This is a genomic window from uncultured Kriegella sp. (assembly GCF_963975415.1).
GTDB lineage: Bacteria > Bacteroidota > Bacteroidia > Flavobacteriales > Flavobacteriaceae > Kriegella.
In genome coordinates, this window is sequence record NZ_CAXBGN010000001.1 from 786571 (window position 1) to 809377 (window position 22807).

Annotated in this window: 24 protein-coding genes; 4 read left to right on the forward strand and 20 right to left on the reverse strand. The window is 38.3% G+C overall.

Annotated features, from left to right (window positions below; all coding sequences use genetic code 11):
* Positions 1-134 precede the first annotated feature (134 nt).
* A complete protein-coding gene (locus AACZ88_RS03235; protein ID WP_339706090.1) occupies positions 135-965 on the forward strand; it encodes an endonuclease/exonuclease/phosphatase family protein in 831 nt (276 codons plus the stop codon).
* A 157-nt stretch (positions 966-1122) separates the two neighbouring features.
* On the opposite strand, the gene AACZ88_RS03240 is transcribed toward AACZ88_RS03235, so the two are convergent.
* Positions 1123-1953: an alpha/beta hydrolase gene (locus AACZ88_RS03240; protein ID WP_339706093.1), complete on the reverse strand. Its 831-nt coding sequence runs from the start codon at positions 1951-1953 to the stop codon at positions 1123-1125.
* Positions 1954-2272: 319 nt separating this feature from the next.
* On the opposite strand from AACZ88_RS03240, the gene AACZ88_RS03245 reads away from it, so the two are divergent.
* Together AACZ88_RS03245 and AACZ88_RS03250 are read left to right on the forward strand one after the other, a co-directional pair.
* Positions 2273-3202, forward strand: coding sequence for a metallophosphoesterase (locus AACZ88_RS03245; protein ID WP_339706096.1), 930 nt, complete (start codon positions 2273-2275; stop codon positions 3200-3202).
* 79 nt (positions 3203-3281) lie between these two features.
* Complete coding sequence (locus tag AACZ88_RS03250; protein WP_339706099.1) at positions 3282-4508, forward strand: Nramp family divalent metal transporter; 1227 nt, start codon at positions 3282-3284, stop codon at positions 4506-4508.
* A 21-nt stretch (positions 4509-4529) separates the two neighbouring features.
* Here AACZ88_RS03250 and AACZ88_RS03255 read toward each other — a convergent pair whose 3' ends face one another.
* The 15 genes from AACZ88_RS03255 to AACZ88_RS03325 all read right to left on the reverse strand — a co-directional run bounded on the left by AACZ88_RS03255 (position 4530) and on the right by AACZ88_RS03325 (position 17754).
* Entirely contained in the window at positions 4530-4946 is a 417-nt protein-coding gene (locus AACZ88_RS03255; RefSeq protein ID WP_339706102.1) for a DUF6157 family protein, read from the reverse strand.
* A gap of 1005 nt (positions 4947-5951) precedes the next feature.
* Complete coding sequence (locus AACZ88_RS03260) at positions 5952-6341, reverse strand: hypothetical protein (RefSeq protein ID WP_339706104.1); 390 nt, start codon at positions 6339-6341, stop codon at positions 5952-5954.
* A 372-nt stretch (positions 6342-6713) separates the two neighbouring features.
* On the reverse strand, positions 6714-7298 hold the full coding sequence (locus tag AACZ88_RS03265) for a YdeI family protein (protein ID WP_339706107.1): 585 nt from the start codon (positions 7296-7298) through the stop codon (positions 6714-6716).
* A 17-nt stretch (positions 7299-7315) separates the two neighbouring features.
* A complete protein-coding gene (locus AACZ88_RS03270; RefSeq protein ID WP_339706110.1) occupies positions 7316-7669 on the reverse strand; it encodes a DUF4180 domain-containing protein in 354 nt (117 codons plus the stop codon).
* A 6-nt stretch (positions 7670-7675) separates the two neighbouring features.
* On the reverse strand, positions 7676-8032 hold the full coding sequence (locus tag AACZ88_RS03275; protein ID WP_339706113.1) for a DUF1801 domain-containing protein: 357 nt from the start codon (positions 8030-8032) through the stop codon (positions 7676-7678).
* A 2-nt stretch (positions 8033-8034) separates the two neighbouring features.
* Entirely contained in the window at positions 8035-8412 is a 378-nt protein-coding gene (locus tag AACZ88_RS03280) for a DoxX family protein (RefSeq protein WP_339706116.1), read from the reverse strand.
* 43 nt (positions 8413-8455) lie between these two features.
* Positions 8456-8746 (reverse strand): DUF6194 family protein, encoded by a 291-nt coding sequence (locus AACZ88_RS03285; protein WP_339706118.1) that lies wholly within the window; start codon positions 8744-8746, stop codon positions 8456-8458.
* Between the two features lie 88 nt (positions 8747-8834).
* Positions 8835-9299, reverse strand: coding sequence for an SRPBCC domain-containing protein (locus AACZ88_RS03290; protein ID WP_339706120.1), 465 nt, complete (start codon positions 9297-9299; stop codon positions 8835-8837).
* 48 nt (positions 9300-9347) lie between these two features.
* On the reverse strand, positions 9348-9677 hold the full coding sequence (locus tag AACZ88_RS03295) for a metalloregulator ArsR/SmtB family transcription factor (RefSeq protein ID WP_339706123.1): 330 nt from the start codon (positions 9675-9677) through the stop codon (positions 9348-9350).
* Between the two features lie 295 nt (positions 9678-9972).
* A complete protein-coding gene (locus AACZ88_RS03300) occupies positions 9973-10845 on the reverse strand; it encodes an alpha/beta hydrolase-fold protein (protein WP_339706126.1) in 873 nt (290 codons plus the stop codon).
* A gap of 196 nt (positions 10846-11041) precedes the next feature.
* Positions 11042-12232 (reverse strand): hypothetical protein, encoded by a 1191-nt coding sequence (locus AACZ88_RS03305; protein WP_339706129.1) that lies wholly within the window; start codon positions 12230-12232, stop codon positions 11042-11044.
* A gap of 136 nt (positions 12233-12368) precedes the next feature.
* Positions 12369-14156, reverse strand: a complete 1788-nt coding sequence (locus AACZ88_RS03310; protein WP_339706132.1) for an erythromycin esterase family protein — start codon at positions 14154-14156, stop codon at positions 12369-12371.
* Positions 14157-14316: 160 nt separating this feature from the next.
* Positions 14317-14874, reverse strand: coding sequence for a DUF1572 family protein (locus AACZ88_RS03315; protein ID WP_339706134.1), 558 nt, complete (start codon positions 14872-14874; stop codon positions 14317-14319).
* A gap of 209 nt (positions 14875-15083) precedes the next feature.
* Positions 15084-16733 (reverse strand): S41 family peptidase, encoded by a 1650-nt coding sequence (locus AACZ88_RS03320; RefSeq protein WP_339706136.1) that lies wholly within the window; start codon positions 16731-16733, stop codon positions 15084-15086.
* A gap of 37 nt (positions 16734-16770) precedes the next feature.
* A complete protein-coding gene (locus tag AACZ88_RS03325; RefSeq protein WP_339706139.1) occupies positions 16771-17754 on the reverse strand; it encodes an NAD-dependent epimerase/dehydratase family protein in 984 nt (327 codons plus the stop codon).
* A 209-nt stretch (positions 17755-17963) separates the two neighbouring features.
* Between AACZ88_RS03325 and AACZ88_RS03330 the strand changes: the two genes are divergently transcribed.
* Positions 17964-18386 carry a DoxX family protein gene (locus AACZ88_RS03330; protein WP_339706142.1) on the forward strand — a complete coding sequence of 141 codons (423 nt, stop codon included), beginning with the start codon at positions 17964-17966 and terminating at the stop codon, positions 18384-18386.
* Positions 18387-18568: 182 nt separating this feature from the next.
* Here AACZ88_RS03330 and AACZ88_RS03335 read toward each other — a convergent pair whose 3' ends face one another.
* The 4 genes from AACZ88_RS03335 to AACZ88_RS03350 all read right to left on the reverse strand — a co-directional run bounded on the left by AACZ88_RS03335 (position 18569) and on the right by AACZ88_RS03350 (position 22783).
* Positions 18569-19369: a xanthine dehydrogenase family protein subunit M gene (locus AACZ88_RS03335; protein ID WP_339706145.1), complete on the reverse strand. Its 801-nt coding sequence runs from the start codon at positions 19367-19369 to the stop codon at positions 18569-18571.
* Between the two features lie 17 nt (positions 19370-19386).
* A complete protein-coding gene (locus AACZ88_RS03340) occupies positions 19387-21747 on the reverse strand; it encodes a xanthine dehydrogenase family protein molybdopterin-binding subunit (RefSeq protein WP_339706148.1) in 2361 nt (786 codons plus the stop codon).
* A 3-nt stretch (positions 21748-21750) separates the two neighbouring features.
* Positions 21751-22215 (reverse strand): (2Fe-2S)-binding protein, encoded by a 465-nt coding sequence (locus tag AACZ88_RS03345; protein ID WP_339706151.1) that lies wholly within the window; start codon positions 22213-22215, stop codon positions 21751-21753.
* Between the two features lie 121 nt (positions 22216-22336).
* Positions 22337-22783, reverse strand: a complete 447-nt coding sequence (locus AACZ88_RS03350) for a carbon monoxide dehydrogenase subunit G (RefSeq protein ID WP_339706154.1) — start codon at positions 22781-22783, stop codon at positions 22337-22339.
* Positions 22784-22807 lie beyond the last annotated feature (24 nt).

The window sequence follows — 22807 nt, forward strand, 5'->3', positions numbered from 1 at the left end:
CAAGTTACAGTTTGCTTCGTACCTCGCAAAAACGGGTAAATGCCCTTATCAAACACGCACTTTCTTCTAATTCTAAGTTATTCAGACAAAATGATTATTCATAAATTACCAATTCAAATCAAACACTATCCAATATGATCATTCGCCTTTTTGCAATAATGACCTTCTTCACGCTGACCGTAAGCCACGGACAAGATATTAAGATGATGACCTACAACATCAAATACGACAATGTAAGTGACACGGTCAACAATTGGAATTTTCGAAAGGAAGCTATGGTCGACCTCGTAAAACACTACCAAGCCGAAGTTGTTGGAATGCAGGAAGTATTACGCAACCAACTCATTTATCTGGATAGTAGTCTTAATCAGTACTCCTATGTTGGGGTGGGCCGCGACGACGGGAAAACCAAAGGGGAATATGCGCCCATTTTTTATGATGGAAGAAAATTAAAAGTGCTTAAATCAAATACCTTTTGGCTATCGGAAACGCCGGAAAAAGTTTCTAAAGGCTGGGACGCATCCCTCGAAAGAATCTGTACCTATGCCCTTTTTGAGAATCTTCAAGACCATAAAAGGTTCTGGGTCTTCAATACTCATTTTGACCATCGCGGTAAAGAGGCCCGGGCGAACTCCACAAGATTGGTCATTCAAAAAATCAAAGGCATCAACACGGAAAACCTTCCTGTAGCATTTATGGGTGATCTTAATTTGGCTCCCGAAGAAGAACCCATACGATTTTTGCAAAAACAATTGACCGATGGGCAAATGTCAACCAGAAAAGCCTTTTACGGACCAACGGGTACCAGCAACGGTTTTGACCCCAACAGGGAATTAAAACGTAGAATCGACTATATTTTTGTAAATAATTTTAAAGTTGAAAGTTACATCCATATTGATGACCGAATGGAAAATAACAAACACATTTCAGACCATTTACCCGTGTTTGCCAAGGTTTCGTGGTAGTGGTATCAAGTGGGTGTTTGAGAAGGGCACACCAAACGTCATTACGAACAAAGTGAAGTAATCTCTGGGCTTACTGCCCCAAGTTACAGTTTGCTTCGTACCTCGCAAAGACGTATAAAAGCACTTCTCAAACACCTATCATTTAAATCTTAACTTCCTAGCCTTGTAGGAAATCAATCAAAATTTCGTTGAGTTCATCGGCATGTGTGATATTCAAACCATGCGGACCCCCTTCGATAATCTTATAGATATTATCTGCAATACCCTTGGCCGCCTGGTCAGCGGAAGTTGCCATAGGCACTGTTTCGTCACCATCACCGTGAACGATTAAAGTGGGTACCGTCACATTTTTCAGTTCCGGTCTGAAATCGGTATGCATCCACGCCAAAGCGGCTTGTATCGTTGCCCGCGGCGAGGCATGTGAAGCGATGCTAAAATCATAGTCGAGCTGGGCCTCGCTCACTTTATCTTTATTTTTGTCATAGCTGTAGAATCCCTTGTGGAAATTCTTTAAAAACCCCACACGATCATCTTGCAATGCCTTTTTGATTCCATTCAATGCTTCTTCGGGAACACCACTAGGGTTATCGTCTTTCTTTTTCACCAAAGGTATAATCGAACTGATCAAGGCCGCTTTGGCAATCTTACCGTCACCAAAATCGGTTAGGTATCGTACTACTTCTCCCCCACCCATCGAGAACCCGACGATGGTACAGTCTTCCAATTTCAATTGCTCGATAATTTCATTAAGATCACTTGCAAGGGCAGAATAATCATACGATTCCCAAGGTGCCGAGGAAATTCCGAAACCGCGTCTGTCATACGATATACAGCGGAATCCCGATTCAACGATTTTCCAGACCTGCTGTTCCCACGATTTGCGGCTCAGCGGCCACCCATGAATCAAGATAACGGGTTTCCCCGTTCCATAATCTTCATAAAAAATATCTACTTGCTTCTTTGCTGTTTTATTTGTTATAAATGGCATGTTCTAAGTTTTTATCGAAGTTAAAAAAATAGCCGTTTGGTTCTTTCCTTTATTACTACAATTATTGGTTCAATTACCTTTTTAGGCTACTTTTAACACCAGCCAGCCCCCTACTGCAATTTGGGTGCGTCTATGTACTTTCCCTGAATTATAAAAACGAGTGTTAAACGGATTTTTTTGAATTTCGTCCAATCTTGCCATGGCAGTGTCAAGAGAGCTACAGAATTTAGTACATTTAGCGAGTATTCCACTCAATGTGAAACCTATTTTACCATTTGTAACGTAATTTCAATCGTTATGACCTCCCATAAAAAATATCATGAAAAACACTAAAGAAAAACAGGCATTATCGCTTTATCATCACAATACCATACAAAGGCTGATTTTCTTATTTGGCTTTTTACTTATCGTTTGCTGTTCCAGCAATTCAAAAACCAAGAATGACGATAACACCGATGATGACATTCCCGCTATAGCATTAGATTCTGTAATATTTACGGTCATTGGTGATGTACCCTATGATGATGCTGAGCGTACCGGCCTTATCGAGTTGATCGAAACCCATAATACCAAGGCAAATTCAGAATTTGTGGTACATGTAGGCGATATTAAGCCGGGCGCCCTACCTTGTGAAGAAAGCGTCTATGAAGATGTAAGTACGATTTTAAAAGACTTTGAAACCCCGACCTTTATTGTTTTGGGCGACAATGAATACAATGACTGCGAAGACCCGGTTCAAGGCTTCGCTTTATGGAACCAATATTTTTTACATCTCAATGAAAATTGGACGTTCCCGTATACCGTGGCCTATCAGGAAGAACGGCTCGAAAATTTTGCTTGGGTAGCAAAAAAAGTGCTGTTTATCGGGGTGAATATTGTCGGCAGCAGTGTTCATGACGCCGAAGAATGGGAAAAGCGCCTGACCGATGATGCCAATTGGGTCAAGGATCAGGTAGATGCCCATAAAAATGACATTGAGGCCCTGGTCGTTTTTGGCCATGCCAACATGATAGAGGCCGGATCGGCGAAATTTAGAACCTTTACCGATTCTTTTCGGGCTACGGCAACAGATTTTAATAAACCCATTTTGTATGTTCAGGGAGACGGACATATCTGGTTTCAAAACCGGCCCTATGACGAAAGAAACATACTGCGCGTACAGGTAGATTCTGGGCCTAAAGCTGTCAAAGTAACCGTAAACCCAAACTTGGAGCAACCTTTTGTATTTGACAGGGAGTTTTTGGATTAATATTTTTGATAACAGGGTAGACTTAATCATACCATGTAAAACCGTATTTTAGTACCCTAACAACCCTAAGAATAGCTACTTGCCGTTAAAATGGTTTAAGAACATAGGTCCCGGGCCGCTAATAGCCGCCGCTTTTATAGGGCCGGGTACCGTTACTGTGTGTACCTTGGCCGGTGTTCATTTTGGTTACGCCTTACTTTGGGCAATGGCCCTCTCTATTTTGGCCACCGTTACGCTTCAAGAAATGGCCGCCCGTCTCGGAATAGTTACCCAAAAAGGTCTATCGGAAATAATACGATTGGAACTTAAGAACCCGATTCTAAAATCAACTATCTTACTATTAATTGTATCGGCCATCGTAATTGGTAATGCAGCCTACGAAGCCGGCAATATTACTGGGGGCGTTTTGGGATTGGAAGCAGTTTTTGGTCCTTTGACGTTCCAAACAGCCACTTTCTCCGTCAATAGCTATGGTCTGATCATTGGAGTTCTAGCGTTTATCCTCTTGTATATAGGCAGCTATAAAATTCTGGAAAAAGTACTGATCGCCCTTGTTATGTTAATGAGTTGCGCCTTTTTAACTACGGCTATTATTTCAACGCCCAACCTATCCGATATTTTAAAAGGGTTGTTTTTTGTTAATATCCCCGAAACGAGCGTTTTGACCATTATTGCACTTATCGGTACTACCGTTGTACCTTATAACCTATTTTTACATGCAGCACTGGTCAAAGAAAAATGGACCGTAATTACCGATTTAAAACATGCCAAACGCGACACCGTTACCGCCATACTTTTAGGTGGCATCGTATCGATGAGTATTATCATAACCGCTGCAACAACCTCTTTAACGAACATTACCGATGCTGCCGACTTGGCCAAGGGACTAGAACCACTGTTTGGAAAGCATTCCACTTTTATACTCGCTATGGGTTTATTCGCCGCAGGGGTTACAAGTGCCATAACCGCGCCCTTGGCTGCCGCTTTTGTCGCCAAAGGCTGTTTTGGCTGGAGCGGTGGAATGAAATCAAAAAAATTTCGGTGGGTCTGGATGCTTATTCTGGGGTTAGGGGTCGTACTGTCTTCGTTGGGAATCAAGCCTATTGAGATTATAAAATTTGCACAGGTAACCAACGGTCTATTGCTACCCATAATTGCAGGACTCTTACTTTGGATTACGAACAAAAAATCGATTTTAGGCTCTTATGCCAACGGTCGGTTTCAAAATGTTCTGGGCATCTGCATCGTGATTATTACCCTATTTTTAGGGCTTAAAAGTATTTTGTCCGTATTTAATACCCTGTGACACTATCTCGTTTAGATGGGTTTAAGCTCTTTTAGAGCGCATTGCCTTAACTTTTTCGATGGATTTGTCGGCTACAAATTTCGCGTATTCTTCGGTTTCTACTCCATACATTGCAATTTTGCCTTTATCGTCGCTGTGAATTCCAAAGCCGTATCTTTTAGTCAATGGCGAGGCTCGAAAACAAGGCTGTCCTTTTGAGAAGAATTTGGCACGTTCTGTTTCATATTCCTTTTTTGTAAGGTCTTTTCTGTCCGCAAAGACTTGAAAGAGAACATCATCAGAAGTAAATTTGTATGGATTTTTAGCCAACATTTCAAATTGCATAATGGCTACTGATTTTTTAACTCCTTTAAATGGTGGAATTTCAGACTTGCTCACAGGACAATCCTCAGCGATTTTGATAAATGTATTTGCGTAATTCGTAGTATGTATTTTCATTCCAGTTATGTTGTTTCAGCTTCCTAAACAAGAGTTTGTATAAGATTGGCTACGTTTTAAGCATCTAATTTATAAAATGTTAGCTGCTGATAAAATTAGCTTTTCTTAGTTGGCATTAAAAAAGCATCATAAAGAGTTTTATATGAATCCACTTTTGCTGAATGAACGGCTTGGGCAACGATTACCATCTTTGTTATCTTCTGATGCTATTTCTATTTTTGATTTAACTTCTTGATTCAGCACCCTGCCCATTACATATATAAGTGCTGCGCCACTGAACAAAATGGATTTGGTTAACGGATATTCGTTTATAATGGCATAGTTGTTCGCAATGTAAGGGCTTAAAAGATATGTGGTTACATTATAAAGTAAATGGGCGATAACACTTGAATAGATGTTGTAGGTTTTAAGGTAAATATATGCAAAACTAACTCCTCGATAAAAGCACTTAAAATACCCGTTTCGGAAAAAATATGTGCCAAGCTAAAAATTAGTGCAGAAGTCCATACTGCTTTTTTTTTAGTCCTAGACAGTTGTATAATTTTTGGGCCAAGATTCTCGGGAACAAGATTTCTTCAATTATTGCTAGGGATATTATGGCCACAAAAAAACTGGTTTCGAATGTTCTGTTTAAAGGTAAGGTAATATCAATTCCTGCAATCTTCGTTGCAAGTACGGGAATGAAGTTGCCCAGTCCAAAAAGTCCAAAGGCACCCATTAAACTTGCCACAAATTAGTAACAGAGAAGGAAAGCTTTCTTTTGACCGGAAATGGTCTTGGATTGAACTGAATTATCGCTAGTGGGACCACTATCATTACTCCAAGATGAGCAAAGTGCGATACCCAGAAATTTGTTAAGTCTGAGGCAAAGTAAAAACCTACCAATAGAATTATGAGGAATGGTACTAGGCGAAACTAATGTTTTTTGTCTATCGAATAATCCGCATAAGGTTTATTCAGTTTGCAGATAACGTGTTTATATATAAGCCATTGCTTGGCCTTTTTTCAGTCGAGTGAATATTCCGTATTATCTTTTCCGATTATAAATACACTTCCTGCTGGGTCCATTATCCAATGGTTTTCTTTTGGTATTTCCTCCAATTCATCGCAAGTTTCAATTCCGTTGGATTTCAAATATTCTGTTGCTTTTTCCACATTTGGCGTTTTCAGCTCCAACCAAGTTTCCGAATGAGTATAATTGTCCACGCAATCCAACCAAATTATATTATTTCCAAATTTCACTTCGTGAGTTTTAGAAACTGTTGGGTTCTTTATTTCTTTTTCGGTCACTTCCAATTTCAGGATTTCTCTATAAAATTTCACAGTTTCCTGATATTTAGATTTCGGGATTTTTATTGCGATATTAATTCCGCCATTAAATTTGATGTCTTTCATTGTTCAGACTTTAATTTTGTTGTTTAGTATGATGTATTTTCAGCTTGCAGGTAACAATTGGATATAATCATTGATGCTATCCTACTTATAAGAACTAAAATAATAATTGTACATGGGATTCTTAAAAAGTCTATTTGATTGATATGTTCTTTTTTATTTTCCATTGGCTATCGATTTGTTTTCAACCTCACTTTCTATAAATATTAAAGCAATTTTGAGAGCCTCGATTCTATTCTTTAGTAAAGTATGCTATGACGTTTTATCCGTAAGTTTTAGCATATACTTTTCACATTTATGTAATAGCGACTCAATAACTGTTGTGGCTTGTATTAATTTGTCTTTAGGATAGTTTTTCATATCTAATTGGATGTTTTATACTTCTCGATCATTTAAACCCTTTCCTTCTAGTATTTTAGGGATTGATTTTTCAATTCTTGAAATCCGCGTTTTGGATTGCTTTGCCTGTGAAAAGTAGAGTAAATACCCTCTTTGTCTTCCTGGGGTCAGGTTATAAAATGCGGTTTCTAATTCAGGATTGTTTTCAAATGTTTCGTCAAGTTCGTGAGGTACTTTATATTCAGAAGTCTTTTTCATTTTTACTTCCAGCCCTGCTTTTTCGACTTCGATAGCTTCAAAAATATAGGTTTTAATAATGGTCTTTAAGTCAATCACTTCCTGTTTGTTGATGAATCGAATTTGACGAGCTGACTGAACGTTTTCGGTTTGTTGAATTAAAAGGCTATTAGCATCATTCAGTAATGCTCCTTTATGAAATAACAAGGCACAATAATCCTTAAAACCATGAATGAGTACAATGTTTTTATCTTGAAATGTATAGCAGGGGTGCATCCATTTAAAATCCTCTTCGAGGCCACATTCTAAACAGATTTCTCGCAAGAGAATGGTTTCTTCTTTCCAGTTCTTTATCTTTTCGATGTATTGGTCTACTTTTTCCATTTAAGCATATTTTTAGTTTACAATGTGTTCAGTACTTCATTTAAAGAACTTAAAAAATTAACTTGTGTACCCTTGTTGCTTTCATAGATAAAGTTTTTCAGACTTTTACTCGAATACATTGAAAAATCACCTACTATAATTAAAGGCATTCGGTATTGCGTAAATTTTTGAAGTATATCTCCAGCCATCTTCGTTCTTAAATCAAAAAATGCTGGTGCAATATTTTTTTGATGTAAAATGATTTTATCAAAACCTTGATAATAGATGTTTCCCATTAAATCCAAGGCATCTTCTGTGGTTTTAATTATAATTTCGTTTGAAATAATTTCTGCGATTTTAATGCCGCTTTTTGAATGTTCCTTGATTTCCATTTGATTTTATAATGCGTTGAGCTTAGCCTGTTCTTGAATCAGTAGCTTAAATTCTTTTGTAGGAACATCTTGGTCAAACTTTATCTGAATGGTTTTCTTTCCTGTTTTATACCCCTTTTCTTCCAATATTTTACGCATTTCTTCGGTTAATGAATCTATGCCAAAACTGACGTGTTTTTTAGCTAAGGAAAACCCAGCAAGAATTCCGTTGTATTTATAAATTGGCACATTCCAACTAATGCCACCTTCGGCTTTTGGTTCTGTGACTTCAATTAACTTTTTAAGCTTAATCATAACTCCCCGAGATTCTTCCGGTGAAATGTCGATAAACTCATCAACAGTCTTAGGTTTTAAATCAGCCATATCTATTGTTTTTCCAATTTTCTATTGGCAGGTCTAAAATACCAAGATAAAACCGTCACAATCAATACTATTAATGAAGGTATTGCTTCTGCAAATGATTGACCAACTGCTAAATGCGAAATGAATGCTCCTGACATTGCAAAGAAAAAACCTGCATACGCCCATTCTTTTAGCAAAGGTTGTTTCGGACTTAAAATGGCGATTACACCTAAAATCTTCCAAGCGCCAAGAATACTTAACAAGTATAAGGGATAGCCTAATTGTGATATGATTTCATTATAGCCACCAATTTGCAGTAATTGCTGAATACCACCTGCTAACATTCCAAACGAAAGAAAAATGGTAAGAACCCAATAAATAATTTTGTCTCTTTTTTTCATTTTAATTTATTTTTTGATAGGATTGCTTTAAATATTTCTTAATTCATGCTTCAAACGTTTTTCTTGAAGGGTCAGCAATACACACCCAAATCATAGAACCATAAGTTGGATGGGGCATTAGGGTATCTTCATTGGTGAAGTCAATTCCAAGGTGCATATAAGCTTCAAGTTTTTTACTGTTAGGAAGTTCTTTAAATACCGATTCAAAAGTCTGCTTATCAACAGGAAAATTTAATCTAAGGAAACCTTCTCTGTTAAGATTGGATACTGCATCATATTCATTATCCCTTGTTATTAAAGTTGCGAACGGAAGTTTATCATTCTTTTCGTGCATTAAGAAAAGGTCATTTTATGCTTCGACTAAATGTAACTTATCAAATTTCTGAAGTAGATAGTTTTTAATATCTTCAATTTTTATGTTATCAAATCTTAGGTTCTAGGATTTCTTGAAGTTTACTATGGGCCATATTTAAGCCATAAGCAAATGGTAATTTTAGCTGCTCTGCTCGGTGTTTTTCTGATTTGTATATAATCTGAATGGTTAACTTGCTTTTGTCTTCTGTAACTTTTTCAAAATTCAAGAATTCCAATTGTACGCCTATCGGCATATTTTCCATTTCAAAAGTTCGTACCATCTCTTGGTTGGGAATAAGCTTGTGTATGGTTCCATTCGCCTTAAACATTACTTTTCCCTCATGTGAGGTTTCAAACACATAACTTCCGTGATTCCTGTTTTCAAGCTTTATCACTTTGGTACCCATCCATTGAGATACAAACGCTGCTTCGGTATATGCTTTATAGACTAATTCTACTGGAAGGTCAAAATCTCTAGTAATGAATAATTCTTGTTTGCCCTCTAGGGCATTTATTTTAGTTTTCTGTTCCATATATTATTTTGTGTTTGATTGCTATTTTTTACTCACTTCTTGTTCATTTTATTTTTTGTGTTCGTGAACCTTCGATTTCATTAACTCTTCTAGTGTATTGAAACGGTCATCCCACATTTTTCTAAAAGGCTCAATAAAATCCGCTATTTGTCTCATTCCATTAGGGTTAAGCTCATAGTATATTTCTCTTCCCTTTTGTTCTTGTTTTAACAACTCACATTCGGTAAGGATTTGAATGTGCTTGGAAATGGTTTGTCTGGAATAATCAAAATTTTCGGCAATAGCACTTGGTGTCATTGCACTTGCCGCTACCAATGTGATAATGGTTCTTCTTGTTGGGTCGGCTATGGCTTGGAAAACGTCTCTTCTTAATTTCATTATGCAGTTATTTGACTGCAAATATAAACGCAATCATTTAACTGCGCAATTTTTTTAATGGAAGTTAGGAAGTTTGTTGTGTGTTCTGCGGTTTCTTTATATTTCCGTCAACTGTTTAGCTATGAACATTACGGGAGCAAACTAGCGTTTGCTTTCCGTCATGCACAAGGCGAAATCTTTTTGTTTTCTTATTTTCTTTGTCCCGCTCAAAAGCAAAATCCAAAAGATTTTGCGACTTCATAGAAATACGCAAACCCTGGGATAAGCCCGAAGCCCGTATTGTTTATAGGTTGTGTTAGTCGCTGTGGTTTTTCCACATTTGCGTGCAGAACTTAAAATAATCCAATTTGTTGGGAGATTCGAATAGCTCGCATATGTCATGGGTTTTTCCTTCAAATGTTATTAACTCGTTCACAATGCCTTTTTCCATTAAATAAGAACTAATTACCCAACTACCTCTTCTATTGCCCTTAAGAACAAACCGATCCTTATTACCAATGTACATCTGAATCTTGATTCCACTACTAATTATCTTTTCCTGGTTTTTATCAATAGATTGTTTAAGATCTTCAATGATATAGTCACTAACAAAGGCAAGGGAAACAATCGAAGAAAATTTAGTGGGGAAATTTACAGCGAAATAAAGTGCACCTGCGGCTCCTCTGGAATGACCCATTATGGAAATTTGAGAATTTTCAATTGACGTGTTGAAATTTTCATTGCAATATTTCCTCAACTCACTGTCCTCATCGCTGGTAATCATCTTTACGTTAGCGTCACTATACCATTGCATACTACTCGTATCATCTCCACCTTTTAATGCAATTACAACTACTTCTGGTATCGAATCAGTTTTAATCCAATAGTTCAGACTGTCTGCGGGAAGGTCATTAGTGAATGAATATTCACTTCCATTTTGACCATGAAGTAATAAAATTAACGGATATTTTGATGAATTCTCTTTAGACCATGTTGGAGGAAGATAGACATTGAAATCTACATTGCCCCTACTTTTACTTTGAAAAGAGGAGTGGGTGTAAACTCCTTTTCTAAGATTTAATGCATCACAGGACTCACTAGTAAAGGTTTTAATATCAGGAAAAGAGGCACTTGCCAATTTTAATGTGGAAAGAAGCGAGATAACAAGAAAAAATTTATGAATTGTCATGTTTTGTTGATTATTCTAGAAGTAGTTAAAATTGAGACTAACTCATAAATATAGCTACTTTACTCATGATAGCGAATACCTTTTAAAGGTTCTTTATCTATTTTTTATTTAAATAATCAAGTCAAAATTGCCAGTTCTACAATTGACCTGAACCATACCGAATAACTTGTCACTAGGCATTTTAACGTAATACATATCAACGGGTAAGCCCATATACATTGGTGGCACTGGCCACATAATTGGGAATGTTCTTATAGTCGGAGTTGATACATTCGTTGATTCCATTATGTTGAAAATCGACGATAACATCTTGCAGTATCTTCTTTGCCAAAGGCTTATTTTGTTGAGCTATTACCGGAACGACCCACGCTAACGGAGTTGCCCAATACGCACCATTTTGGTAGGTTCCTTTTGCAATGGGTACAAATAAATTATGCCAACCGGCATCACTTCCGGGCAAATGTCTGATTTGTCCGTTCATAAAAATTTGATCGGCATTCCGAATCAGGTAATCCGAAATTCTTTCGCTTTGTTCCCCGTTCGTTATTCCGATAGAAACGGCGTAAGCACTTCCCCAAATATCAATTTGTTTGCAATCTTTATCAGCGGCCCAGAACATGCCCGACTTTTCGTCTAGCAGCGTGTACATATTTTTTTTGATGTTTTCAGCACGAACTTTGTAAATCTCTGGATCTCCAAAATCGTATGTTCTACATAATACTGCCATTTCTTTACAGGCCTTATAATAGAGCAGTGATGAAAACAAAAGGTTGCCAGTCTTCTTTACAGTATCGGTAAACCCGTAAACACACTGCGCATTTTCGGGGTCATTGTACACCAAACCACTCGCCGATCGATTTATAAAGTCGAGACCTTTTCGGAGCTTTTCCTCAACCGAACGAAAAAGAGCCCCATCTTTAAACTGGTTTGCGTAAGAACATACAAGCAGCGCCATAAAAGGCCCGTTGTCCAAAGCATGGTCCGCCATTGGGTTATTATCCGGACCGGGACTGTAAACGGGCTTTCCATCAATATTCACACGGTCGGGCATACAACCGTCTTCGCGCTGCCCATTGATTAAGTAGTGAATCGTTGCTCTAATTTCCGCTGGGTCCATTAAATCTCCTGCATATTCGACCATATAGTAAAAATCACGTGTCCAAAGGGCCTTATAATTGCCAACCCCATCAGGAGTATGCAACCATAGGCCATTGGTACCTTTTACCCGGCACCCTTTTAATTGCTGTAATGTAGCTTGATGCATCCATTGTACTTCTTTCCGTGAGAGTTTGTAGGGATTATGCCCTTGAGATGCTATTTCTTGAGAAATAGAGTGGTTACAGCTTAGGATCAAAACAATTAGAGAGACCGTTAAGTTTTTTATCATTTGCAAGTATTTTGCAGTTTTGATGTTGCTCGTTTTTTACTTAATAGGACATACACTAATTATCTGACGAACAAGCCCGAAACTTATTAATTGGCATTTAACGCCCTGCCCTAATGGGTGTTGGCAACTGCACTTTTTATTCGTCAAGCGGTGTCGTTGCACTTGTTTTTTTAATAAACACCAATGAATCAAATATATTCATAAATGGTGTTTGATAAATATCCATATTTGTTTCTTTGCTATAACCAATCAATTTTGTTGGTCCGATAACTGCATCAAGGTTAGACTCCTTTCTCAGTGCTGTCATATTCAAATAAAAAGCACTTCCATTTAAAGCCAGCACATTTTCCCAAAGATGGTTTTCTGTAGTTTCTAGCGTGGCCTTCTTAAGTTCATCAGTATACAAATGGTCTCCATTAATGAATTTCTCATCTATAAAAGAATAGCTACCTTCTAGTGTTGAAAACCCAATGGAATGATAAGCCTCTCCGAATTCTTTTTTTAGATCCCTACCCATGACCCCTATTTCGTTATCTGCAATAATTTGGTTCGAAATATGTGCATTGTGAGCCCACACAATGATTTTATTGCTCTTGTTTTTTGCAAAAAAAGATATTCTTTCCGCCATTATTTCATCACGACTTTGAAATTGCTTTTTGTTCTTCATGTTTGCGTAGTTGATGTACGTATTTTTTCCATTGAATATTATTTCTTCAATCTTTTCGTTCAAATTATTGGTAGCCTTTAAATGACTTTCAACATCTAAAATGTTATTATAGATAGCAGTATTTTTTTTATACTCCTTCTTCAGATTACCAATGGCGATTTTATCAATATTAGATTTTAGTTCTTTCAGAAGTCTGTTTAATTTCTTGTCATTTATATCCTCAACATTATCAATCAAAACCTCATAAAATACCCAATAAGAGTCGTCACAGCCCTTAAACTTAATATCATTGCGCAAGTAGTTTTCTTTATACCACTGTAAAAACGATTTCATTTCTTTAGTCTGGTAAATTGAAAGCAGATGTTTTTTGATCAAGCCATCTAAAGGCTTTTCTAACAGATCTTTATTTAAAAGTTCAATATCATCGTATGGACTCTCTAACACAAAGAGGTTAAAATCTTTTTCTTCAATCAGTCTCTTCGTGATGATTTCCCTCATCTGATAAAATTCTGATGTGCCATGGGTACTTTCACCAATGGCGACAATTTTTTTATTGCCGAGTCTTTCTATTAACGGGTCTAAACTGGTGAACAAACTATCGGCCAACGATAAATTTATAGGTTTTGAATTATCTCGAATTGCCGTGTCAAGTTTATCAGCATTATAATCTTTTAAATAATTCTTAGGTGTTTTCTTTAATTCTTGAATGTCTTTACCATCAATAGTAATTTTAAAATCATCGAACCAAGCTATTCCTTTTCCTGCTAAAATACCACCAACATATATAGATTCGGCACCCACCGGATAGGGTGACATTATAGTATATTCTTTCCAATCGTTTGTTCCTTTGATTTTCAATTTCTGCATGCTTTCAAATGCCAGTGATTTATTGCTACCACTACCATCAACACGCATCAAAAGTCCAACAAAACCCTTTACATTCTCGTACTTTATACGACCACTAAGTCGAATGGTGTCACCCACATAATGCGCAGGAATTTTATAGGTGATACATCCAAACTTGCCCTTTTGGTCTGACACAACTTTTCCTACGTAATTATTTTCATCGAGTTTTTCACCAGTTAAATTTTCACCATTCAAATTTTCATAATTCCCCCATTTGAACCAACCTTCAGGCATAAATTCATTTTCGGAATCAAAATCATCAAAGTTTAAATTGTACTTTTCTTGGGCATAAGTCGTAGTATGTAAAACTAAAACTGCTATACCTATGCAAGCGGTTTTGAAAAATGTCATATTTAAATATTTATTTTTTTTAGAACGGTTCTCAATCTTTGTTGTGCGCATATGACTATCTTGATTCCCATTTGTGTCAATCTAGCTCGCATTTTGAATTATAATGTTCATATTCAAGACAAATTCTAAACTTGCCGTTAACGGTTTTCGTTTGTTTTTTCTATTTTAAATCATCTGAGAAATGTCCGTCATGTTTTCCTTTAGAAAACTTTACTGTATTAAAATTCGCTGATTCTCCCTTGGGTATGGTCAAGCTTTTCCATGCATTGCCTTTTAGCATTCGACCGATATACACTATTTGTCCGATATGGTAAGAGTAATGGGCGAATTGCCTATTAACGGCCTCAACGATTGAATGGCCTTGGTTTCTAATAAAAATTTTTGTTTTAAAATTTTCTAGGTTTATTGAATCCAATGCTTCAAAAAGGCATTTCCATCCATCATTCCATTTTATAAGAAGTTCTTCTTTGGAACGTATTACAGATTCAAACTCCGAATCACGATTCCGCCATTCCTTTTCCCCATCGGAAGTCAGGAAATCGGTCCAACGCGATTTCATATTGCCCGATAAATGATTAACAATGATAGCAATTGAGTTTGATTCTTCATTAAACTGCCAAAAAAAATCTCCTTCATCCAATTGATCGAATGTTTTTTCTCCAACAGATTTATAATATTCAAATTGCTTTCTAACGCTATTTAGATACCCTAATTCCATATTTTTTAATTGGCTATAACCTCTCCCCTCAACTGGTCGACCTGCAACCGATGTCAACAATAAGTTTTTAGGGTATGCTTAAGTTTCTTCTTTTTCAATGCTATTCCAACACATTCAAGCAAAGGTTATTCGGACGCTATAAAAATACAAAACCCCGTTTACAAAGTCCCTAATACCCTGGTTTCTTGAGTTGTAGTGCAACAATACCACTACTCATTTATAAATTTAATCGCTCTTTCTAGAATTTCATCGCGACCTGCGGCAATCCCCTCAATAGATTTCTTAACTTCTATGTCTATTTTGACCCCTTTTCTTTGGTTTTCGGTACCATCAGGATAAAATATCCCCACACCACTAAATTGTGTTTTGTAATCGCCAACCATATTAAATATGGTTACATTGCCATTTGCCCCAGAAGTTTGGCTTCCTATCGTAGTAACATTGTCGCCAACCTGTAAACACATCGCTGTAAATTCACGTTGGCTTTGACAATTCTCATCAACCAATAAAACCACCTTTTTGGTATATTTTAGTTTGTTGTTCGTACCACTTTGATAAATTTTACTCCAAATAAATTTACCCGGATAATTCAAATCAGGAAATATGGCCTTGTAAAAGTCTCTTCTTTGAGAGGTAATGTAGCTTGCAAAATGGTAGGGAGTCTCGCTTGTTGATTTCCTGACATCAACAATTAGGGCTTTTGTATTTTTTAAAGCATCCATTATTTCAGGTACATTCGTTATTGCCCCAATATCGACATACCCAATATTACCTTCTAAAATTTTATACTTTTCGGTATCATCTTCATTTTTTTTGTACTTAAAATCTTTATACAAGTACCTTTTTATCGGCTTCGTATACTTCTTACCGTTTCTTATAACTTCTATGTTCAAAGAATCCGTTGCACCATTAAGTGTATAGTAGGTGGCGTTTAGTCTTTTTCTAGCGCTATTTGAACCCATTATATATTTTTCTTCCTCTTGGAATATAGTTTTAATTGCCTTGTTATCGGCCTTTGTAATAATGTCGCCAATTTTCAAATCATTTACTTTTGCCAATGAATCGTTATAAATTGTGGTAACTACTGCCTTATCATTTATTAACTTAAATGCTACTGGAAGATAATAATGACCAAAATAACGGTACGTTTTTGGCGTATTAAGCCTGACGTGACCATCGTCAATACTAGCGGCTAATTCTACCATTGCCAAATGATAATCTGTTTCCGATTTTGGGTTTAAAAACTTCGGAACCATTTTAACTAAAACTTCGTCCCAAGCCATATCTGTTTGATATTTGGCAGGGAAAAAATATTCTACCATATTCCAATATCGAAATAATGAGAGTAACCTCAAGTCTGCATCTTCCCAGTTAAACCCTTTATAGTCGATCTCATTGGTAAAATCGGTAATTTTAAGGTTGCGACTGTAATAATCTACATAGTGTTTTTTCCCTTGATGCCTATTCTCTTCAATGTAGTTAAGCTTCTCAGAGAGCTGCTTTGACAATAGTTGGTTATCCGTTATCCAATCTAAATTGAAATTTTTATAAAAATAGGTAACGTCTTTTGCTGGTTTGCAATTTTTACATGGTTTAACTTGTCCTAGACTTTCAATCCAATCCAAATAGACTTGCGCTAATTGTTCTTTACTTCTAGCACTTTTAACTTTTGGTAATATCTCGAAGAGATGTTTGTCCCAATTGAATTTCCCATCGGCCACTTCAGGATGGTAATATTTTAAAAAACCCCAAATCTTAGCAGTAATTGCAAGTTTTTCCGTTTCGAATGAACTGTTTTGAGCAAAAATTAACTGGACACTAAAAATCAGGGCAATAAGGATTACTATCGTGTTTTTCATATTATTTTACAACTATCAAATACTTTTCAGTTTATATTTAAAGCCCTTTATACGCACTTAAAATATTTTCAATCCTTTTAGCTTCATCGGAATCTATGATTTTTCTTTCGGGATGATCATCCAACCAACGCAACGTTCTTTTGATACCTTCGGCAAATGGAATGGTCGCTTTAAAGCTAGGTACAAACGTTTTTATCTTGGTATTATCGAAAATGACACTTTCACCTTTATCGGCCAAAAGTGTACCGGTGTACGAAGGTTCGATTTTACAGATAAAATCGGAAGCGATGTGCACCATTTTCGCTTCACGACCCAGGCTTTCGGCCAATATTTTATAAATGGTATTCCAGCTTAAAATTTCATCGGAAGTAATATGAAAGGCATGCCCGATGGCTTGTGTCAAGCCCAAGAGTCCCACAAAACCTTTCGCCAAATCATCGGCATGGGTGACCGTCCATAACGAAGTGCCATCGCCATGAACGATGATTTCTTGCCCTTTGAGTATACGATCTGCCGTGTTATAATACCTAAATCCTCCAATAGCAATAGGTATAACTGTATCATAGGTTAAGGAGGGTCGTACGATCGTTATCGGGAAACCTTCTTCACGATAGGCCTTCATCAAACGATTTTCACATTTAATCTTGTCGTTGGAATAATCCCAAAGCGTATTGTGCAAGGGGGTCGACTCCGTAATTACCGGATAAAGCAAGGGCGTTTGGTAACAGGAGGCAGAACTTATAAAAATATACTGTTTTGTTTTGCCCTTAAACAACGAAATATCACGTTCAATATCTTCTGCTGTAAAAGCAATCCAGTTTACGACAACATCCCAATCATGTTTTTTTAACTCAGTTAATGTATCGGGTTTGGTGATATCACCAAGAATCGTTTTCACACCTGACAAGATTGCTTTTGTCTTTCCCCGGTTCAAATGGTATAGGTCGATTCCTTTAGTAATAGCTAAGCGACTTGACGCCATACTTATATTTCCCGTACCTCCAACAAATAAAACTTTCATCCTTCCTTATTTTTAAAACCGTTCTACTCCAAAGTTATGACAACTCGAAATAATGAAGTCGTTTTTCATTTATAATGTAATTGTAGACGGTAAATGATTGAATACTTCATCACTTATAAAAAGCCAAACCCTTCTTTTCGCTTTAATTTATTTTCATAGTATTCTAAAAATGAGTACCTTAAATAGGCACAATCAATACATTCTTCGTCATGGCAACAATTAAATCTTTAAACAAGTGGGCAAATGCCCACACGTATTACCCTCTTGATCTGTTACGCGTAGCATTAGGCGTTTTTCTCTTTATGAAAGGAGTTGATTTTATGTCAAACCAGGCGCAACTGGCAGAAGTCATAAAACCCTTTCAGAACATGCCTGGTGGTATGGGAATTTTACATTATGTAGCCCCGGCCCATTTTGTCGGTGGTTTTTTAATCGTCATCGGTTTATTGACCCGTTGGGCCGTCATTGCCCAATTACCTATTTTAATCGGAGCGGTGCTGGTTAACTTTTTGGGAGAAATGAACCTCAACAATTTATTAGTGGCCTCGGTCACATTATTGGTTTGTATCTTCTTTGTTTTCTATGGGTCTGGCAAACATTCATCGGATTATTATCTGAAAATGCAAAAGTAAAAAACCGGAAAATCTAGAAGTTCATTAAAAAGGTGGATAAAAAGTCTTGAATTACGTCATTGCGAGGTACGAAGCAATCTTTAAGTTGCCAGTAATCAACACACAGATTACTTCACTGCGTTCGTAATGACTGCTTGTTTCGACTTTTTATCCACCTTTTTATTTCAAATTCTATTCGACAGTTACGCTTCCAGCCCTCTCTTCACAAAGACCTTGGCCAAGTGTGATCGATACGCTTCGTCGGCAAAATGGTCACTCATTACCGCTACCCCATCAACGGCATGTTCGGCAGCACTACTATCGCCGTTATAGGCTTCCTCGACTTTTGTGGCTCTATATGGAGTGTCGGCTACTCCCGTAACGCCAACCTTAACCCCGCTACCATCAAAAACGACCGCTACCCCCACGACTGCAAATCGTGATGCGGACTGGTAAAATTTGTGATAATTGCCATGTGCGATTTTCGGAAAGCGAACAGCAGTAATAATTTCGTCATCTTCTAGTGCCGTGGTAAAAATACCCAGAAAGAAATCGGTGGCCGCAATTGTTCTACTCCCATTTTTTCCTTCTACGATGATTGTGGCATCACAGGCAAGCACCGTAGCGGGATAATCGGCCGAGGGGTCGGCATGGGCCAAACTTCCACCAATAGTGCCTTTATTTCGTACCTGTACATCTCCAATGGTTGCTGCGGTCTGTTTTAAGATATTTACATTTTTGTAAATTATCTCAGAATTTAGAATCTGTTGATGGGTACAATTGGCACCAATAACAACGGCATCACCCTCTTCGGTAATGACATCCATTCCCGGAATGCCCCCGATATCGATGACCACTTCAGGCCGGTTCAACCGCAATTTCATGGCAGGAATCAAACTGTGGCCTCCTGATAAAATTTTTGCATCAAAACCGTGCTCGTCCAACAAACTAACGGCCTCATTGACCGAAGTTGCTTTTATATAATTAAATTTAGATGGTATCATTTCTTCAGATTTTTATTTTAATTCTGCATTGCTTTCCAAACACGCTGTGGGGTTAACGGCATTTGCAAATCGGAAACTCCCAAATGGGCTAAGGCATCGACTACCGCATTGACTACGGCCGGGGTCGACCCAATAGCACCGGCTTCACCTGCACCTTTTACGCCCAACGGGTTATGCGGACAAGGTGTAACCGTACGATCAGATTCTATCATCGGGAGGTCATCGGCCCTTGGCATGGCATAGTCCATATACGAACCCGTTATCATTTGCCCGCCTTCATCGTACACTACTTCTTCGAGTAGCGCCTGTCCTACTCCTTGGGCAACACCACCTTGTATTTGACCATCGACGATCATCGGGTTCATTACATTACCCACATCATCACAGGCTACAAAGCGTTTTAAATCGACTTTTCCGGTATCGGGGTCAACCTCGACCACAGCGATATGAGTACCGAAAGGGTAGGTGAAATTGCTAGGATCATAAAAACTGGAAAAATCAAGTCCGGGTTCTAAACCTTCCGGATAATCATGGGGCACATAGGCTGTAAGCGATACGTCACCAAAAGAAACGGATTTATCGGTTCCTTTCACGGTCCACTTTCCTTCGGCGTATTCCAGGTCGCCTTCAGCGGCTTCCAATTTATGCGCTGCAATTTTCGCTCCTTTTTCTAATATTTTCTCAATACTCTTTACAATGGCACTTCCTCCAACGGCCAGACTTCGAGAACCATAGGTACCCATACCAAAGGCAACTTGTTCGGTATCGCCATGTTCGATTTCAACATCATCCATAGGAATGCCCAACTTATCTGCTACGAACTGTGCAAAGACCGTTTCATGGCCTTGACCGTGGGAATGGGCCCCGGTATAGACCGATACTTTTCCGGTCGGCTGCACACGAACCTGCCCTACTTCATAGAGTCCGGCACGAGCACCCAAAGCACCAACAACTGCCGAAGGGGCTATTCCGCAACCTTCGATATAAGTGGAGAATCCTACCCCTAATAATCTTCCCTTCTCACGTGCCTCCTTCTGTTCTTTTCTAAAATCTTCATAACCGAGCATTTCCAAGCCTCTTTTTAAAACGGCATGGTAATTTCCACTGTCATATTGTAACGCTACCTGAGTTTGATAACCGGGTTGTTCGACACCATCAAACGGAGGAATAAAGTTTTTCAATCGAATTTCCGTAGGATCCATATTCATTTCCTGCGCTCCTTTTGAGATAATGCGCTCCAACAAATAGGTCGCTTCAGGACGACCCGCACCCCGATAGGCATCAACCGCCACCGTATGTGTAAATGGGGCAGTCACATTAAGGTGAATCAATGGCGTTGTATAAACCCCTTGAAATAACGTACCATGCAAATAGGTGGGCACCGCAGGAGCAAATGTAGAAAGATAGGCTCCCAACCCACAATACTCATCGGTAAGGTGGGCTACAATCTTACCCTCTTTATCAAAACCCATTCTAGAGTGAACCACATGATCTCGACCATGCGCGTCTGTTAAAAACGCCTCACTTCTATCGGATGTCCATTTAATAGGTCTTCCAATCTCCTTCGAAGCCCATGTCAAGAGTGCTTCTTCGGTATAGTGGTAAATTTTACTTCCAAATCCGCCACCTACATCATAGGATACTACCCGAACCTTATGCTCTGGAATCCCCAAAGCAAAGGCACATAATAACAATCGAATCAAATGTGGGTTCTGTGTACTGGTATAGAGTGTCCATTTATCGGCATTTACATCATAATCGGCAATATAGCTTCTGGGCTCCATGGCATTAGGTGCCAAGCGCTGATTGCGATATTCCAACTCGGTAACATGATAGGCACTGGCGAGTGCTGTCTCTACCTCTGCCCTATCGTTACCGATACACCAATCGAACGCGGCATTATCTGCCCATTGCTCGTGAACCAAGGGTGCACCGTCTTCCATCGCTTTTTTTGGATCTGTCACCGCCGGTAGTTCTTCATAATCAACTTCGACCAATTCGGCGGCATCACGGGCGAGCTCCAAACTTTCGGCAATAACTATGGCAACTGCTTCTCCTAAATGCCGAATTTTATCTTTGGCCAATAAAGGGTGTTGTGGTTCACGCATCGTTTCCCCATTCTTGAAATCTACTTGCCAACCGCAGGGAACACCATATTCCCCGCAACCGTCTTGCGCAGTAAATACGGCCACCACACCTTCGGCGTTTTCGGCTTCGGAGGTATCAACGGAAAGAATTTTTGCATGGGCATACGGACTTCTGACAAATGCCGCTTGTGTCATTTTAGGCAACTTTATATCGTCGGTATATTTTCCGGCCCCTTTTAGAAATCGGGCATCTTCACGCCTTTTAACAGATTTTCCTATAAACTTTTCCATATTCTAGCTGTTTATTTGCTCAGCGGCATGCCGAATAGATTTAACAATATTGTGATATCCTGTACATCTACAGAAATTGCCTTCCAATCCATGCCGGACTTCTTCTTCCGTTGGATTGGAATTATTCTTCAAAATATCTACCGCGGTCATGACCATTCCGGGCGTGCAAAAGCCACATTGCAACCCGTGGTGTTCTTTAAATGCTGCCTGAATCGGATGCATTTCATTGCCATTGGCCATACCCTCTATGGTAGTTATCTCACTACCATCGGCCTGAACAGCCAAAATGGTACATGACTTGACCGCTTTACCATCCATAGTAATAGTACAGGCACCACAACCACTGGTATCACATCCGATGTGTGTGCCGGTGAGGTCTAATATCTCCCGTAAATAATGGGTAAGGCTTATTCTTGGTTCTACTTCATGGGTGTGTGCGACCCCATTGACCTTAACAGTTATTTTCATATATATGTAAATTTAAATGCGCTCTTATTTTGGGTACCCCATTTCCATTGCAAAAGGCATAGCCCTAGACTTTATATTCAGAAATCATATGACGAAGATGCTTGTAAATCACGAAAGGGATTTACGTTCGGTCTTGTAACTCTTTTTCCATAGCTTGGAAGAATTGCTTGGATAGCGTGCTGACCACTCCGCTCATAATCCGTTGTCCCATACGCGCCAACATTCCTGACATTTTAGCTTCTCCAGTATATTGTACTTCTGTTTGATTTTCTTCCTTTTGAACCAACGTCATACCAATTTCGGCTACAACATTTCCCATTTTACTCTTTTGGTCCAAGACTACACTACAGCTTTCTCCTTCAACTTTATCCTTAAGAGCAAGGTCTCCTTGAAATTGTCCTCTAACAGGCCCTATTTTAACTTCGGAAATCGCCTTATATAAATCTTCGCCTTGAGCCTCTAATGTTTTAATTCCAGGAGTCACCTTTTCCAATACCTTTGGATCGTTTAACATTTTCCATAATACATCTCTATTCGCACTCAGTAGATAATTCCCAGTAATCTTCACTCTTTATATATTTTTATGATTATG